At 60.6% G+C, this 16,058-nt stretch carries 12 protein-coding genes and 2 tRNA genes; 4 read left to right on the top strand and 10 right to left on the bottom strand.

The window, feature by feature from the left end:
- Positions 1 to 9: 9 nt before the first annotated feature.
- From rpsF to rnr, 3 genes are all read right to left on the bottom strand, one after another.
- On the bottom strand, positions 10 to 432 hold the full coding sequence (gene rpsF / locus ACP7EW_RS20990; protein WP_003236224.1) for a 30S ribosomal protein S6: 423 nt from the start codon (positions 430 to 432) through the stop codon (positions 10 to 12).
- Positions 433 to 625: 193 nt separating this feature from the next.
- Complete coding sequence (rlmB, locus tag ACP7EW_RS20985; protein ID WP_017734971.1) at positions 626 to 1,381, bottom strand: 23S rRNA (guanosine(2251)-2'-O)-methyltransferase RlmB; 756 nt, start codon at positions 1,379 to 1,381, stop codon at positions 626 to 628.
- Positions 1,378 to 4,005, bottom strand: a complete 2,628-nt coding sequence (gene rnr, locus ACP7EW_RS20980) for a ribonuclease R (protein WP_033897406.1) — start codon at positions 4,003 to 4,005, stop codon at positions 1,378 to 1,380. The genes rlmB and rnr overlap by 4 nt, the downstream gene beginning before the upstream one ends.
- 224 nt (positions 4,006 to 4,229) lie before the next feature.
- Between rnr and ACP7EW_RS20975 the strand changes: the two genes are divergently transcribed.
- From ACP7EW_RS20975 to ACP7EW_RS20960, 4 genes are all read left to right on the top strand, one after another.
- A tRNA-Leu gene (locus ACP7EW_RS20975) sits at positions 4,230 to 4,316 on the top strand.
- 152 nt (positions 4,317 to 4,468) lie between these two features.
- A tRNA-Leu gene (locus tag ACP7EW_RS20970) sits at positions 4,469 to 4,555 on the top strand.
- 159 nt (positions 4,556 to 4,714) lie between these two features.
- Positions 4,715 to 5,740 carry an iron ABC transporter substrate-binding protein gene (locus tag ACP7EW_RS20965; protein ID WP_426219401.1) on the top strand — a complete coding sequence of 342 codons (1,026 nt, stop codon included), beginning with the start codon at positions 4,715 to 4,717 and terminating at the stop codon, positions 5,738 to 5,740.
- On the top strand, positions 5,740 to 7,305 hold the full coding sequence (locus ACP7EW_RS20960) for an ABC transporter permease (protein ID WP_426219399.1): 1,566 nt from the start codon (positions 5,740 to 5,742) through the stop codon (positions 7,303 to 7,305). The genes ACP7EW_RS20965 and ACP7EW_RS20960 overlap by 1 nt, the downstream gene beginning before the upstream one ends.
- 93 nt (positions 7,306 to 7,398) lie before the next feature.
- Here the strand turns inward: ACP7EW_RS20960 and ACP7EW_RS20955 are convergent, their stop codons facing one another.
- From ACP7EW_RS20955 to hfq, 7 genes are all read right to left on the bottom strand, one after another.
- Positions 7,399 to 9,333: a methyl-accepting chemotaxis protein gene (locus tag ACP7EW_RS20955; RefSeq protein WP_426219397.1), complete on the bottom strand. Its 1,935-nt coding sequence runs from the start codon at positions 9,331 to 9,333 to the stop codon at positions 7,399 to 7,401.
- A gap of 139 nt (positions 9,334 to 9,472) precedes the next feature.
- Positions 9,473 to 10,762 (bottom strand): adenylosuccinate synthase, encoded by a 1,290-nt coding sequence (locus ACP7EW_RS20950; protein ID WP_003217505.1) that lies wholly within the window; start codon positions 10,760 to 10,762, stop codon positions 9,473 to 9,475.
- A 54-nt stretch (positions 10,763 to 10,816) separates the two neighbouring features.
- Positions 10,817 to 12,004, bottom strand: coding sequence for an ATP phosphoribosyltransferase regulatory subunit (locus ACP7EW_RS20945; RefSeq protein ID WP_426219395.1), 1,188 nt, complete (start codon positions 12,002 to 12,004; stop codon positions 10,817 to 10,819).
- 294 nt (positions 12,005 to 12,298) lie between these two features.
- Complete coding sequence (gene hflC / locus ACP7EW_RS20940; protein WP_010213607.1) at positions 12,299 to 13,165, bottom strand: protease modulator HflC; 867 nt, start codon at positions 13,163 to 13,165, stop codon at positions 12,299 to 12,301.
- Entirely contained in the window at positions 13,165 to 14,340 is a 1,176-nt protein-coding gene (gene hflK, locus ACP7EW_RS20935; protein ID WP_028615515.1) for an FtsH protease activity modulator HflK, read from the bottom strand. Before hflK ends, hflC begins: the two co-directional genes overlap by 1 nt.
- A 96-nt stretch (positions 14,341 to 14,436) precedes the next feature.
- Positions 14,437 to 15,738: a ribosome rescue GTPase HflX gene (hflX, locus tag ACP7EW_RS20930; RefSeq protein WP_016976905.1), complete on the bottom strand. Its 1,302-nt coding sequence runs from the start codon at positions 15,736 to 15,738 to the stop codon at positions 14,437 to 14,439.
- 12 nt (positions 15,739 to 15,750) lie between these two features.
- A complete protein-coding gene (hfq, locus tag ACP7EW_RS20925; protein ID WP_016976904.1) occupies positions 15,751 to 16,011 on the bottom strand; it encodes an RNA chaperone Hfq in 261 nt (86 codons plus the stop codon).
- Between the last annotated feature and the right edge of the window lie 47 nt (positions 16,012 to 16,058).

The raw sequence follows: 16,058 nt of genomic DNA, 5'->3' as shown, positions 1-16,058 counted from the left end.
GTCCGTGGATTACTCGTCAGCGTTATCGCTGTTGTCGCTGTCATCACTATCAGCGCTATCAGCGCCTTCGTGCTCAGGACGGTCGCGACGCTCACGGCGCTCACTGCGGTTTTCTTCAGCCTTGAGCATCTCGGATTGGCCGGTAACGGCTTCTTCGCGACGGATGACCAGGTTACGGATCACAGCATCGTTGTAGCGGAAGTTGTCTTCCAGCTCGGCCAGGGCCTTGCCAGTGCACTCAACGTTCAGCATCACGTAGTGAGCCTTGTGAACATTGTTGATTGCGTAGGCCAGTTGACGACGGCCCCAATCTTCCAGACGGTGGATTTTGCCGCCGTCTTCTTCGATCAGCTTGGTGTAACGCTCAACCATGCCGCCGACTTGCTCGCTTTGATCCGGGTGGACCAAAAAGATGATTTCGTAATGACGCATGAATGCTCCTTACGGGTTGTAGCCTGCCGCTCAAAAACGGTCAGACAAGGAGTGAATGACACTTATGGATCTTGCCGCAGGGAGGCACATCGGTGCCCGCCAGGAAGGCAAGGGGCGCAATTGTAGAGAAGGGGGAGGAAGCGTGCAAGGTGATTGGTGATTATTTGAACAATCACCAATCACTGCGGGTGGATCATTTCTTCGATTTGGCCTTGGCGCCACGCTGGCGCTGGGCTTCAAACAGGCACACGCCGGTGGCAACCGACACGTTGAGGCTGCTGACGCTACCAGCCATCGGCAGATGGACCAGGTAATCGCAGTGTTCGCGGGTCAGGCGACGCATGCCTTTGCCCTCGGCGCCCATGATCAGGATGGTTGGGCCGGTGAGGTCCTGGTCATAAATGCTGACCTCGGCCTCGCCTGCCGTGCCCACAACCCACAGGCCACGCTGCTGGAGTTTCTCCAGAGTGCGCGCCAGGTTGGTCACAGCCACCAAAGGAATCACTTCCGCCGCGCCGCAGGCGACCTTACGCACGACCGGCGTCAGGGTCGCGGACTTGTCTTTAGGCACGATCACCGCCAGCGCACCGGCAGCATCTGCCGAACGCAGGCAGGCGCCGAGGTTGTGCGGATCGGTCACGCCGTCCAGCACCAGCAGCAACGGCGCGCCTTCGGTGCGATCAAGCAGCTCGTCGAGCATCGCCTCGCCCCAGACCTGGCTCGGGCTGACGTCCGCCACGACGCCCTGGTGGACGCCTTCGACCCACACGTCCATTTCGCGACGCTCGGCCTGGCCGATGGCAACCTTGTTTTGGGTCGCCAACTCGACCAGCGCTTGCACGCGCGGCTCGCTGCGGCCTTCGGCCAACCACACTTGCTTGACGCGTTTAGGGTGGTGACGCAGCAGTGCTTCTACGGCGTGCACGCCGTAGATTTTTTCCAGACTCATGACTTGGCCTTAGGTTTGCGCGACCCGCCACTCTTGGCAGGGCCCGAACCCGCTTTTGGCGGGCCTTTACGGTGTTTACTTGGCTTGCTCGACGGACTTTCCGCCCCGCGGGACTTTCCCCCAGACGCCGCTTTACCACCGCTTTTGGCTTCGTTGAGCAACTGCTGCTTCAACTCGCGGCTCTTGCGCAGCTCGGCGTTTTTCGCCGCCGCATCGCTTGGGCGGTAGGCTTCGGGGGCCTTTTCCTTCGCGGACGGACGACGACCGGCCTTGGCAGGTGCAGGCTCGGCGGTCGCTGCTTTAGCAGGTGCTGCCTTGCCTTTGCTGGTCGGTTCGCTGCCGCGTTTTTTACGGCTGCCCGGCGATTCGGCTGGCTTGTCGGACATGCCGAAGTCGATCTTGCGCTCGTCGAGGTCCACGCGCATGACCTGCACTTCCACGGTATCGCCCAAACGGAAGCTGCGACCGGTGCGCTCGCCTGCCAGGCGGTGGTGCACAGGGTCGAAGTGGTAGTAGTCACCCGGCAACGCGGTGACGTGCACCAGGCCTTCGACGTAGATGTCGGTCAGCTCGACAAACAGACCAAAGCCGGTCACGGCAGTGATCACACCAGGGAAAGTCTCGCCTACGCGGTCTTTCATGAACTCGCACTTGAGCCAGTTCACCACGTCGCGGGTGGCTTCGTCGGCGCGGCGCTCGCTCATGGAGCACTGTTCGCCCAGCTGTTCCAGGGCCGCTTCGTCGTACGGATAGATCCGTGCTTTCGGAATGGTCATGGCACCGGCGCGCTTGACGTGCGGGGTGTTCTGCTTGGAGTGGATCACGCTGCGGATCGCGCGGTGCGTGAGCAGGTCCGGGTAACGGCGAATCGGCGAGGTGAAGTGGGTGTACGCCTCGTAATTCAGGCCGAAGTGGCCTTGGTTATCAGCGCTGTACACCGCCTGGCTCAGGGAGCGCAGCATGACGGTCTGGATCACGTGGTAATCCGGACGGTCCTTGATGCTGGCGAGCAGAGCCTGGTAGTCCTTCGGCGTCGGGCCGTCCTTGCCTTTGTGCAGGGACAGGCCGAGCTCGCCGAGGAATGCACGCAGCTTCTCCAGACGCTCCGGCGGCGGGCCGTCGTGCACGCGGTACAACGCAGGAATCTCATGCTTCTTCAGGAATTCAGCAGTGGCCACGTTGGCCGCCAGCATGCATTCCTCGATCAGCTTGTGCGCATCGTTACGCGTGGTCGGGGTGATTGCGGCGATCTTGCGCTCGGAACCGAAGACAATCCGGGTTTCCTGGGTTTCAAAGTCGATCGCGCCACGTACGTGACGAGCGCCCAGCAACACCTTGTACAGCGCATAGAGCTGCTTGAGGTGCGGCACCACGCCAGCGTATTCGCTACGCAGGGCCTTGGCTTCGCTGGTCTTCGGCGTTTCCAGGATAGTGCTGACCTTGTTGTAGGTCAGGCGCGCCTGGGAATGGATCACCGCTTCGTAGAACTGGTAGTCAGTCATTTCGCCGGTTTTCGAGATGGTCATCTCGCACACCATGGCCAAACGGTCGACTTTCGGGTTCAGGGAGCACAGGCCGTTGGACAGCTGCTCGGGCAGCATCGGGATCACGCGCTCAGGGAAGTACACGGAGTTGCCGCGCACCTGGGCTTCGTTATCCAGGGCCGAACCGATCTTCACGTAGCTGGACACGTCGGCAATCGCGACGTACAACTTCCAGCCACCGGAGAACAGGCGCAGCTTGCCTGGCTTGGCTTCGCAGTAGACCGCATCGTCGAAGTCGCGGGCATCTTCGCCGTCGATGGTGACGAACGGCAGATGGCGCAGGTCGATGCGTTTTTCTTTGTCTTTCTCTTCCACTTCAGGCTTGAGCTTGCCGGCTTCTTTGAGCACAGCCTCAGGCCAGACGTGGGGAATATCGTAGGTGCGCAGCGCAACGTCGATTTCCATGCCCGGCGCCATGTAGTTGCCGACCACTTCAACGATATCGCCCTGGGGCTGGAAGCGTGCCGTTGGCCAGTGGGTGATCTTCACCTCGACGAACTGACCGACTTTGGCGGCGCCATTACGGCCCGGAGTGATCAGCACTTCCTGCTGGACCTTCGGGTTATCCGGCACCACAAAGCCGATGCCGCCTTCTTCGAAGTAACGGCCGACGATGGACTCGTGGGCACGGGACACCACTTCGACGATCACGCCTTCACGGCGACCGCGACGGTCCAGGCCGGAAACGCGCGCCAGGGCACGATCGCCATCGAACACCAGGCGCATTTGCGCCGGGCTCATGAACAGGTCATCGCTGCCGTCGTCGGGGATCAGGAAGCCGAAACCATCACGGTGGCCGGCAATGCGGCCCAGGATCAGGTCGAGCTTATCCACAGGCGCGTAAGTGCCACGGCGGGTGTAGATCAGTTGAGCATCACGTTCCATGGCACGCAAACGGCGGCGCAGGGCTTCGAGCTGGTCTTCGGTGGTCAGACCGAATTCTTCAACCAACTGCTCACGGCTAGCAGGCGAACCCCGATCGGCGAGATGCGCCAGGATCAGTTCGCGGCTAGGAATAGGGTTTTCATATTTTTCCGCTTCACGAGCGGCCTCGGGATCGAGGGACTGCCAATCGGCCATTAGAGAGTTTTCACCTTGTCTATATGCGGGTTAGTTTGGCATACGCGTATTGAAACGGGAAATTTCAGACGCCAACAAGCCTTTTAAAGCCCTTTGCAGCCCCCGGCAGGCACCTTGCACGACCATTGGCGAAATTTTCCAGGCTTTTTTCGTGGCAGGGCTTTACAGCTTAAAATCCCCTCCGTATAGTGCGCGCCATCGACGACGGCAACGTTGTTGATGCTGCCCAGGTGGTGAAATTGGTAGACACGCCAGCTTCAGGTGCTGGTGATCGCAAGGTCGTGGAAGTTCGAGTCTTCTCCTGGGCACCAAATTCAGATCAAACCCGCGAAAGCGGGTTTTTTCGTTTCAGGTCTTTGATTTTTAACGGAAAACTTGATTTATTTTTTCGAATCAGGGGTTTACAGATCAAAAAGCCCTCCGTATAGTTCGTCCCATCAACAGCGCAAGCGCTGCTGATAATGCCCAGGTGGTGAAATTGGTAGACACGCCAGCTTCAGGTGCTGGTGATCGCAAGGTCGTGGAAGTTCGAGTCTTCTCCTGGGCACCAAATTCAGATCAAACCCGCGAAAGCGGGTTTTTTCGTTTCCGGGCTTTAAAAACCTCATCTCGGAAACTTTCCCAGCGATTTCCCCCCTCGCCCGCACCTGAGAAACTTTATCGTTTATCCTTGTAAGTATTTGTTGCATACAAGTGAGGAACAACCCGGATGATGATCCGCGATACCCATCTCAAGACATCCCTTCTGCGTGGCCTGACCATCACTCTGCTCGGCCTGACCCTGCTCTCGCCCACCGCCTACTCCGCCGACAAGGTTTCCCTGACCCTGTACAACGGCCAGCACAAAGAAGTCGGCGATGAACTCGCCAAAGCCTTCGAAGCCAAGACCGGCATTCACGTCAACGTGCGCAAAGGCAGCAGCAATCAGCTCGCCAGCCAGGTCGTGGAAGAAGGCGACCGCTCGCCTGCCGACGTGATCTACACCGAAGAATCGCCACCGTTGAACAAACTCGGCGAACAAGGCCTGCTGGCCAAGATCGACGCCAGCACCCTCGACGTATTGCCCAAGGATTACGTCGGCGCCAACGGCGACTGGATGGGCGTGACCGCACGCACCCGCGTCGTGGCGTTCAATCCTAAATTGATCGCGGAAAAAGACCTGCCGAAATCGGTGCTGGATTTCGCCGGCCCCGAGTGGCAAGGCAAGGTCGGCTTTGTGCCCACCAGCGGCGCGTTCCAGGAACAGGCCGTGGCGATCATCAAGCTGCACGGGCGTGAAGCCGCCGAAGAATGGCTGACCGGCCTGCGCGCCTTCGGCAAGGTGTACAGCAACAACATGGTCGCCCTCAAAGCCGTTGAAAATGGCGAAGTGGCCACCGTACTGGTGAACAACTACTACTGGTTCGCCCTGAAGAAAGAAAAAACCAACCTGGACTCCCAACTGCATTACTTCACCGATGGCGATGCCGGTGGCTTGATCACCGTGTCTTCGACGGCGGCGCTGAAATCCAGCAAGCATCCGAAAGAAGCCCAGCAACTGCTGGCGTTCATGGCCAGTGAAGAGGGCCAGCGCGTCATCACCAACACCTCGGCCGAATACCCGCTGCGCAAAGGCATGGAATCCAACCGTGGCCTCAAGCCCTTCAGCGAACTGCAACCGCCGAAAGTCACCCCCGCCGACCTGGGCAACGCCGAAGAAGCCTTGGACCTGGAACGTGACGTTGGCTTGAACTGATGAACCCATCGCTACCCGCCCCCGCCTTGCGCGGGGGGTTCAGCCCTAGGCGCAAGCGCCCGTCGATCTGGTTGTTGCTGCCTGTCCTCTTGCTGGTCGGCTTGAGTCTGCTGCCGCTGGCCTATGTGGGGCTCAAGGCGTGGCAAGCCGGTTGGGCGGAGGCGGTGCACCTGCTGTGGCGGCCGTATGTGTTCGGGTTGCTGCGCAATACCTTGGCGTTGATGGTCGGGGTGACGGTCGCGTGCAGCGTGATCGGCCTGTCCCTGGCCTGGCTGCTGGAGCGCAGCAACCTGCCAGGGCGACGCATCTGGGGCGTGATCCTATGCCTGCCGTTTGCGGTACCGGCGTTTGTCAGCAGCTTTACCTGGGTATCGCTGAGCGCCAGTTTCGAAGGGCTTGGCGGGGCGATCCTGGTGATGAGCCTGTCGAAATACCCGCTGGTTTTTTTGCCGGTGGCAGCGACCCTGCGCAATCTAGACCCCTCCCTGGAAGAGTCGGCCCGCACCCTGGGGCTGAATCGCTGGGGCGTGTTCTTTCGCATCACCCTACCGCTGTTGTGGCCCTCACTGCTGGCCGGGGCATTGCTGATTGCGCTGCACATGCTGGTGGAGTTCGGTGCGCTGTCGATCATCGGCTTGCAGACCTTTACCACCGCGATTTATCAACAGTTCGAGCTTGAGTTCAGCAATGCGAATGCCGCGATGCTCTCGGCAGTGTTGCTGGTGATGTGCCTGACGCTGCTGTGGCTGGAGTTGCGTGTGCGCGGCAAGGGCCGGCATGTGCGTATTGGCCAAGGCGCGGCGCGGCATGCGGAGCAGGTTCGACTGGGTCAATGGGCGCCATTGGGCCAGATTTATTGCCTGGCGCTGGCGATCATCGGCAGCGGGATTCCGCTGGGGATGCTCGGTTATTGGTTGGCGGTGGGATCTTCTGCCGCTTTCCCGATGGCAGAAATCGGTGAGGCGCTGCTGTCTTCATTGGCACTGTCCTTGGGCGGCGCCGCGCTTTGCCTGGTATTGGCGGTGCCGGTCGGGTTGCTGGTGGTGCGCTACAAAGGCCAGTTGGCGATCTGGGCCGAACGCCTGCCGTATCTGCTGCACGCCCTGCCCGGCTTGGTGATTGCGCTGACGCTGGTGTACTTCGCCCTGCACTATGTGCCGGCGCTGTACCAGACCTCGGCACTGTTGTTGATTGCTTATGCACTGCTGTTTTTGCCGCTGGCCCAGGCGCCGATCCGTACCGCGCTGAACAAGGCTGCGCCGCAGCTTGAAGAGGCTGCACGCACGTTGGGCGCCTCGTCGTTCAGTGCGTTTTGCCGGGTGACCTTACCGATTATTTTCCCGGCATTGGGGGCGGCGTTTGCGCTGGTGTTTCTGGATGCGATGAAGGAATTGACGGCGACGCTGCTGCTTAGCCCAACGGGGCTGAATACCTTGGCGACGGCGGTGTGGGCGCATACCTCGAATGTTGAGTTCGCGGCAGCAGCGCCATATGCGGCGCTGTTGATTTTGGTGTCGGGGTTGCCGGTTTATCTGCTAACGACTCGGATGTATCTGAGCCGTTAAGATCGTTTTCGCGAGCAAGCCCGCTCCCACATTTTGAAATGCATTCCAAATGTGGGAGCGGGCTTGCTCGCGAAGGGGCCAGCACTGACGACGCTAAGCCCTGAACTGCCCCAAGCTCGCCTTCAACTGCGCCGCCAGCCCATCCAGCACCTTGCCACTGGCGGTGGTCTCCACCACCGCCTGGGCGGCACGTTCGGCCTGGGCATGGATCACCTCGACCCTACCCCGCACCGCATGGGCACCCTGCGCTTGATGCTCGGCCGCGCGTGTCGCCAAGCCAATCGCCGCATGCACCTGCTCCACCGAGGCCTGCACCGTCTGCTGCAAGCGCACGCTGTCACGCAGCACCAGCAAACCTTCATTAGCCTGACGCCCGGCCTTGCCGATGGTTTCCACCGCCTCCCGCGCGCCCTGCTGCAACGCCACGATATGCGCCTGGATATCGCCGGTGGAGCTTTGGGTCTTGCTCGCCAGCGCACGCACTTCATCCGCCACCACCGCAAAGCCGCGACCGGTCTCACCCGCACGCGCCGCCTCGATTGCGGCGTTGAGGGCGAGCAAGTTGGTTTGCTCGGCAATGCCGTGAATCACGGTCAGCACCACCTCGATCTGCTGGCTTTGCTGGGCCAGGCGCTCGATGACCGTGGAGCCCGCTTGTACTTGGCCCGCCAGCGCCTCGATCAAACTGCCGACCTCAGCCGAGGTCCGCGAGTTCTCATCCGTGGCCTGGCGAATATCCACCACCTGCTGCAACGCCGCCTGCATCGCATGGCTCTCGGCTTGCGCCTCGTCGGCCATCTGCGACAGTGCGCGCAAGCTCTCGGCCACTTCATCGCGCTGTAAACCGGCCGCAGCGTCAGCACCGGCATTGCGCAAGGTCATGGCGCCGATTTCCACGCCGGTGCGCTGGGCCACATCCCCCGCCTCGCGCACGATGGGCTGCAACTTATCCACAAAGCGATTGACCGCCGACGCCATGTCGCCGATTTCATCCTTGCTGCTGATTTGCACGCGCTTGGTGAGATCACCCTCGCCCGCCGCCAAGTCGTCCATAGCCGCGATCAGCAGCTTCAGGCGATTGACCACACGGCGCCCGAGCACGATGGCGATCAACAGCAACACGCCCAAACCGACCAGCGCCAAGCCCATGCCGATGCGCCAGCGCAAGGTGCCGGCGGCGTCCTGGACGGCGCTGGTGGTGTTGGCGGTCATCTGTGTAGCGGTGGCTTGCGCGGATTGCAGGCGCGCGCCCATGGCGGCAGCGCTATCGGCCGCCGCGCCCTTGAGGCTGTCGCCCACCAGTTGGTCACCACTGGCGATCAGTGCGGCGAAACGCTTATCCAGCGCGGCCAGATCCGTCTCCACTGCAGCAGTGGAAACCCCCATGCGCACCTTGCCGATCTCCACGCCGTTGGGGCTGATGGACGCCTCGACATAGAACACCGAAGGATCATCTTTGGCCGCATCCAACACTTTATCCAGGGCGCGGTCACCCTTGCCTTTTTCCAACAGTGCCTGGTTGATCGGGTTTTCACGGTTGAGGTAGCGGGTCAAATGCTCACCCGCCGCGTCGTCATAGACCACAAACAGCACGTTGGGATTGCGCTGGGCACGCCGGGCGAACTCCGACAGCGTCGGCACATCACTGTCCCACATGGCGCGGGGCGCCACCGAGGCCAGCAGCTGCGCCATGTCATTGGCGGAGTCTTTCAGGTCTTTTTCCAGGGTCGCACGCAGTTGCTTCTGCTCTTCCTGCAGGCGGGTTGAAAGCCCCGCTGTCAGGCGCTGACGGGTACTGGTCGACAAGCTGTCCAGGCTGGACGTGACCTCTTGACCGGCCTGGGCCAATTCACCCGACAGTTTCTGGCTGTCGATGCCCAGGCGATTGCCCAAATCAGCCTCCAGCGCGGTGACGGTGCTTCGCGTCAGGGCGACGGCCACCAGCACTTGCACCAAAAGGGCGATACCTAGGGTAACGAACACCGGTCGCAACAGACGGCTTTGTAACAATGAGAGAACGGCAGACATCGGGAATCCCTCCACCACGGGTGCCATTAATTTGATAGCACCGCGAAAGAAAGAACCAAAGCAAGGGTCGTGCCGCCCAGGCGACAGAAACGACAAAGGGCTCCCGAAGGAGCCCTTTGCTTTTTACATCAACAGCTTATTAAGCGAACGGGTGACGCAGAACGATGGTTTCGTTGCGGTCCGGACCTGTCGAAATAATGTCAATCGGCGCACCGATCAGCTCTTCGACACGTTTGATGTAGGCACGGGCGTTAGCCGGCAGCTCTTCCAGGGTCTTGGCGCCCACGGTCGATTCGGTCCATCCCGGCACTTCTTCGTACACAGGCTGCAGGCCCACGTAGCTGTCGGCGTCGGTGGGAGCAACGTCCTTGCCTTCGGCATCTTTGTAGCCGATGCAGATGTTGATGGTTTCCAGGCCGTCGAGTACGTCCAGCTTGGTCAGGCAGATGCCCGAGATGCTGTTCACATCGATAGCGCGACGCAGGATAACGGCGTCGAACCAGCCACAACGACGAGCACGGCCGGTGGTCGCGCCGAATTCGTGACCTTGCTTGGCCAGGTGAGCGCCGACGTCGTCGAACAGCTCAGTCGGGAACGGACCCGAACCTACGCGAGTGGTGTAAGCCTTGGTGATGCCCAGGATGTAGTCCAGGAACATCGGGCCAACGCCGGAACCGGTCGCAACGCCACCCGCGGTGGTGTTGGAGCTGGTCACGTACGGGTAGGTGCCGTGGTCGATGTCCAGCAGGGAGCCTTGGGCGCCTTCGAACATGATGTCTTTGCCAGCGCGACGCAGGTCGTGCAGCTCGGCGGTCACGTCCAGCATCAGCGGCTTGAGCAGCTCAGCGTATTCCTTGCACTCGGCCAGGGTTTTCTCGAACTCGATGGCTGGCTCTTTGTAGTAACCGACCAGCATGAAGTTGTGGTAATCCACCAATTCACGCAGCTTGTCTTCAAAGCGCGGCATGTTGAGCAGGTCGCCCACACGCAGGCCACGGCGTGCAACCTTGTCTTCGTACGCTGGGCCGATGCCGCGACCGGTGGTACCGATCTTCAGCTCGCCACGGGCCTTTTCACGGGCCTGGTCCAGCGCAACGTGGAAGGACAGGATCAGCGGGCAGGACGGGCTGATACGCAGGCGCTCGCGCACCGGTACGCCTTTCTCTTCCAGCTTGGTGATCTCACGCAGCAGGGCGTCAGGTGCAACCACCACGCCGTTGCCGATCAGGCACTGCACGCCTTCGCGCAGAACGCCCGACGGGATCAGGTGCAAGACGGTTTTTTCGCCATCGATGACCAGGGTGTGGCCAGCGTTGTGACCACCTTGGTAGCGCACTACGGCGGCAGCATGTTCGGTCAGCAGATCAACGATCTTGCCTTTGCCCTCATCACCCCATTGGGTGCCCAGGACTACGACATTCTTACCCATAACACTTGTCCTCATTCGCGCAAACTTGGTGCCGGCGATGGCCGGCAGGAAAACTCAAGAAGCCAGTGGCGATACTTGCCAAAGCCCGTTCTGCAGAATCAATTGCCGGTCGCAGTCCGCTTCACGGGCGGCGGCCAATGGCTGCCCAGGCAAAGCCTGGACGACACGCTGACCCTCACTGCGCAACTGGCAAACCTGCTGCCAGAGTGCTGCGTCCGTACTGTCGGGCATCCAGATGCCACCAGACGGCAGCTCGACCTCAGCACGCCCCAGGGTCACCAGGGTTTTCAAATCGGTGGAGAATCCAGTGGCCGGACGCGCACGACCGAAGTCAGCGCCGATATCGTCATAACGACCACCTTGGGCGATGGCTTGGCCAACGCCCGGTACAAAGACGGCGAACACCACACCAGTGTGGTAGTGGTAGCCGCGCAGCTCACCCAGATCAAAGTACAGCGGCAGCTCCGGGAAGCGCGCCGACAACTGCTCGGCAATCGCCAGTACGTCGTTCAGTGCAGCCAGGACCGGCGCCGGCGCCTTGGCCAGGCGCTCACGCGCAGCCACCAGCACTTCACGACCGCCGCACAGGTTGACCAGTGCACGCAGCATGTCAGCCAGGTCGGCAGGCACGCCAGCGGTCAGGGCAATCACTTCGTCGATGGCCTTGCGTTGCAGGGCATCGAACAGCTGTTGTTCCACTTCACCGGACAAACCGGCCGCACGGGCCAGGCCACGGTAGATACCGACGTGGCCCAGGTCCATGTGGACATCCGGCACATCAGCCAGTTGCAGCATGGCCAGCATCAGGCTGATCACTTCAACGTCGCTGCTCGGGCTCGCATCGCCGTACAACTCGGCGCCCAGCTGGATCGGGCTGCGGGACGACGACAACGCACGCGGCTGTGCATGCAGCACGCTGCCGGCGTAGCACAGGCGGCTCGGACCTTCGCGACGCAGGGTGTGCGCATCGATGCGCGCCACTTGCGGCGTGATGTCGGCACGGAAACCCATTTGCCGGCCCGATTGCGGGTCGATGACCTTGAAGGTGCGCAGATCCAGGTCCTGGCCCGCGCCGGTCAGCAGGGATTCCAGGTACTCGATATGGGGGGTCACGACAAACTCGTAACCCCAGCTCTGGAACAGATCCAACACCTGGCGACGCGCTACTTCGATGCGCGCAGCTTCTGGTGGCAGTACTTCTTCGATGCCATCTGGCAGCAGCCAGCGGTCTACCGTTGCCATTACGCCATTCCCCTTTGATCCGGGCGGCCAGCCCTCGGCCGAGCCTTGAGTGAAGCAGAAAATACCCGCCCCCTGCATAAACCACGCGCAAGAGCGACGTGACGAACGGCCTGTAATCGGCCTCGTCGGGCACTTTCCTCGAAAAACCTGTCACGCCTGCCGAATCAAACATGCAGACGCAAAAAAGCCGGGAATTTCCCGGCTGCCGCATCATACACCCGTTTTCTGAAAGGATCACCCCGCCAGGCGTTTTAGCCGCCCGACGGGAGTGAAACCTACAGAATCACAGGCTGGTTACTTGGACTTTTCCAGGTAGCGGAAGAAGTCGCTGCTTGGGTCCAGCACCATGACGTCGGTTTTGTTCGCGAAGCTTTCACGGTAGGCGCGCAGGCTACGGTAGAACGCGTAGAACTCCTGGTCCTGGCCGTAGGCCTTGGCATAGATCGCCGCGGCTTGAGCATCGCCATCACCACGGGCCTCTTCAGACTCGCGATAAGCTTCGGCCAACAGTACACGGCGCTGACGGTCGGCATCCGCACGGATACCTTCTGCCAGCTCGTTACCCTTGGCGCGGTGCTCACGGGCTTCACGCTCACGCTCGGTGCTCATACGCTCGAACACGCTGCGGTTCACTTCCTTCGGCAGGTCGATCGCCTTGACCCGGACATCAACCACTTCGATGCCCAGTTCTTTCTCTGCCATCGTGTTCAGCGAACGCGTGATGTCAGCCATCAGCGCGTCACGCTCACCGGATACCACCTCGTGCAGGGTGCGCTTACCAAACTGGTCACGCAGGCCCGACTCCAGACGGCGCGACAAACGCTCGTCAGCAATCTGCTTGAGGCCGGAGGTCGCGGTGTAGAAGCGCTCGGCATCCTTGACGCGCCACTTGGCGTAGGCGTCAACCATCACGGCTTTCTTTTCCAGGGTCAGGAAGCGCTGTGTCGGTGCATCCAGGGTCATCAGGCGGGCGTCGAACTTGCGCACCTGGTTGACGTAGGGGACTTTCACATGCAGGCCCGGCTGGACATCCGCCTGAACCACGCGACCGAATTGCAGCAGCACCGCACGCTCGGTCTGAGCCACGATGTAGAAGCAGTTCCAGGCAGCGATGACCACGACGACGCCCACAATCAGGGCGGTCAGCGATTTATTGCTCATCAACGACTCTCCCTGGTACGTGTTTGCTGTTGCAGCAAGTCAGCGGCCGCACGGGCGCTCGCTTCGTTGGCAGCGGCATTGGAACCGGTGGACGGTGCGCTGGTGCTGCTACGACCACCTTCGATCATCTTGTCCAGCGGCAGGTACAGCAGGTTGTTCTGCCCACCTTTGCTGCCGGTCACGAGAACCTTGCTGGTGTTGCTGAAGACTTCCTGCATGGTGTCCAGGTACAGACGCTCACGCGTGACTTCCGGCGCCTTGCGGTACTCGGCGACCAGCTTGGTAAAGCGATCCGCCTCACCCTTGGCGCGGGAGACCACTTCGTCGCGGTAACCGTTGGCATCCTCGAGGATGCGCTGGGCCTGACCACGGGCTTCCGGCACGACGCCGTTGGCGTAGGTTTCAGCCTGGTTGCGCGAACGCTGCTCGTCTTCACGGGCACGGATCACGTCATCGAAGGCTTCCTGCACTTCACGCGGTGCGGCTGCGCTCTGTACGTTCACCTGGGTAACGGTGATACCGGTGCGATAGGTATCGAGGAACCGCTGCAGGCGCTCCTTGATCTCGCTGGCCATCAATTCACGACCTTCGGTCAGCACCTGGTCCATCGCGGTCGAACCGACGACGTGGCGCAGGGCACTTTCGGTAGCGTGTTGCAGGCTGATTTCCGGCTGATCAACGTTCAGCACGAAGTCCTGCAGGTTGCTGATCTTGTACTGCACGGTCAGCGGCACTTCGACGATGTTCTCGTCTTCGGTCAGCATCTGGCCCTGCTTGGTGTAGGCACGCTCACGCGTGACGTTTTCCATGTACTTCTTGTCGATCGGCGGGAAGTAGATATTCAGGCCAGGGCCGACTGTCTCGTAGTACTTGCCGAAGCGCAGCACCACGGCTTGCTCCTGCTCGTCCACCACGTAGACGGCGCTGTATAGCCATACGGCCGCCAGCACGACAAGACCCAGGCCCAGCAGGCCATAGCCGCCGCCCTTGCTTGTGCGACCGCCGTCGTCACCACCGCGTTTTTTTCCACCACCGAACAACCCATTCAGGCTTTCCTGCAGCTTTCGGAAGGCCTCGTCGAGATCTGGTGGCCCCTTGCGGTCGCCATTATTGCGGCGTTTACCACCCCAAGGATCCTGATTATTCGAGTTGCCACCCGGCTCATTCCAAGCCATAGCGCTCTCCATCTGATAAAGCAAAGACGCACCCACGGCGCGCCGACCAATGCTACAGAATGCCTGCCACTGCGGCACAACCGCTTTAGGAGGCTTTTATTGCAAAGTGTGTTGTTCGATGAACTCTGTCGGTACAACGCCCTCACGGCTGACCAGCCGATTGAGCTCCGAGCGCGGCAATCGAACGGCCAGCAAGCTGACACCTTCTTCGTCGTGTTCTTCTTTCTGTACCGCGCCCAACTCGAAAAACTGTGCACGCAGTCGAGCAAAACGCTGGGGCAAGCGCAAGGTGCCAACGAACAAATCGCCGCCGAGCAACTCGGCAATGGCCTGTTCAAGCAACTCAAGACCACTGCCATCACGCGCCGACAGCCAGACCCGCTGGGGCTTGCCATTCTCATCGCGCTGGATTTGTGGCTCAACGCCTTCAAGCAAATCGAGTTTGTTATAGACCTCGAGGATCGGCAAGTCCTGGGCACCAATCTCGCCCAGCACCAGCATCACCTGTTCAATCTGCAACATGCGATCCGGTTCAGCCGCATCGATCACGTGCAACAGCAGGTCGGAATTGCTCGACTCTTCGAGCGTAGACCGAAATGCCTCGACCAGCTTGTGCGGCAAGTGACGAATGAAACCCACGGTGTCGGCCAGGACAATCGGCCCCAGGTCGTCCAGATCCAGACGGCGCAGGGTCGGGTCGAGGGTGGCGAACAGTTGGTCGGCCGCGTACACGTCCGATTTCGTCACATTATTGAAGAGTGTGGATTTGCCGGCGTTGGTATATCCCACCAGGGACACGGTCGGGATATCCGCGCGGGTACGCCCACGGCGCGATTGCTCACGCTGGCTGCGCACTTTCTCGAGGCGGCCCTTGATCTGGCGCAGGCGAACCCGCAACAGGCGCCGGTCGGTCTCGAGCTGGGTTTCACCCGGGCCGCGCATGCCGATGCCGCCACCTTGACGCTCAAGGTGCGTCCAGCCGCGGACCAGGCGGGTGCTCATGTGGTCAAGCTGGGCCAGTTCAACCTGGAGCTTGCCTTCATGGGTACGGGCGCGCTGGGCAAAAATATCGAGAATCAGACCGGTACGGTCGATCACGCGACACTCGAAGACACGTTCGAGGTTACGTTCCTGACTGGGCGTGAGGACGTGATTGAAGATCACCAGATCGGCTTCTTCGGCATGGACCAGGTCGCGCAGTTCCTCGACCTTGCCGCTGCCAATCAGGAATTTGGCGGTTGGCCGATGACGCGGCACGTTAAAAAACGCAACGGTCTCGGCGCCGGCCGAATTTGCCAACTCCTGAAACTCCTGCGGATCTTCGCGCGCCTCAGGGTCCTGTCCATCCAAGTGAACGAGAATGACCCGCTCACCACCACCGTGGCGCTCAAAGAACAAAGGAGACTCCTATCAGGCGTTACCTGGCTCAGCGTCAGCTGCTTCATCACCGGCTGCGCTAGGCAGACGGATTGGACGAACAGGAACGACTGTCGAGATAGCGTGCTTGTAGACCATCTGGCTGACGGTGTTTTTCAGCAGGATCACGAACTGGTCGAACGACTCGATCGTGCCTTGCAGCTTGATACCGTTGACCAGGTAGATGGAAACCCCCACTTTCTCTTTACGTAAAGTATTCAAGTAAGGGTCTTGTAGCGAATGCCCTTTTGACATGTGCCGCACTCCTTTAAGGATCAATAATAAAAATCGGAAAATAGATA

Origin of the sequence: Pseudomonas sp. DWRC2-2, assembly GCF_049897885.1 — a bacterium.
Lineage (GTDB): Bacteria > Pseudomonadota > Gammaproteobacteria > Pseudomonadales > Pseudomonadaceae > Aquipseudomonas > Aquipseudomonas azotoformans_A.
The sequence above is the reverse complement of the archived record's forward strand: the minus strand, read 5'-3'. Positions and strand labels throughout refer to the sequence as shown.

Bases quoted from the DNA above. Each gene is read 5' to 3' on its own strand.
- ACP7EW_RS20950 (WP_003217505.1), bottom strand. From the start codon at position 10,762: ATGGGTAAGAATGTCGTAGTCCTGGGCACCCAATGGGGTGATGAGGGC.
- ACP7EW_RS20965 (WP_426219401.1), top strand. From the start codon at position 4,715: ATGATGATCCGCGATACCCATCTCAAGACATCCCTTCTGCGTGGCCTG.
- ACP7EW_RS20955 (WP_426219397.1), bottom strand. From the start codon at position 9,333: ATGTCTGCCGTTCTCTCATTGTTACAAAGCCGTCTGTTGCGACCGGTG.
- hflK (WP_028615515.1), bottom strand. From the start codon at position 14,340: ATGGCTTGGAATGAGCCGGGTGGCAACTCGAATAATCAGGATCCTTGG.
- rnr (WP_033897406.1), bottom strand. From the start codon at position 4,005: ATGGCCGATTGGCAGTCCCTCGATCCCGAGGCCGCTCGTGAAGCGGAA.
- ACP7EW_RS20960 (WP_426219399.1), top strand. From the start codon at position 5,740: ATGAACCCATCGCTACCCGCCCCCGCCTTGCGCGGGGGGTTCAGCCCT.
- ACP7EW_RS20945 (WP_426219395.1), bottom strand. From the start codon at position 12,004: ATGGCAACGGTAGACCGCTGGCTGCTGCCAGATGGCATCGAAGAAGTA.
- hfq (WP_016976904.1), bottom strand. From the start codon at position 16,011: ATGTCAAAAGGGCATTCGCTACAAGACCCTTACTTGAATACTTTACGT.
- hflC (WP_010213607.1), bottom strand. From the start codon at position 13,165: ATGAGCAATAAATCGCTGACCGCCCTGATTGTGGGCGTCGTCGTGGTC.
- rlmB (WP_017734971.1), bottom strand. From the start codon at position 1,381: ATGAGTCTGGAAAAAATCTACGGCGTGCACGCCGTAGAAGCACTGCTG.
- rpsF (WP_003236224.1), bottom strand. From the start codon at position 432: ATGCGTCATTACGAAATCATCTTTTTGGTCCACCCGGATCAAAGCGAG.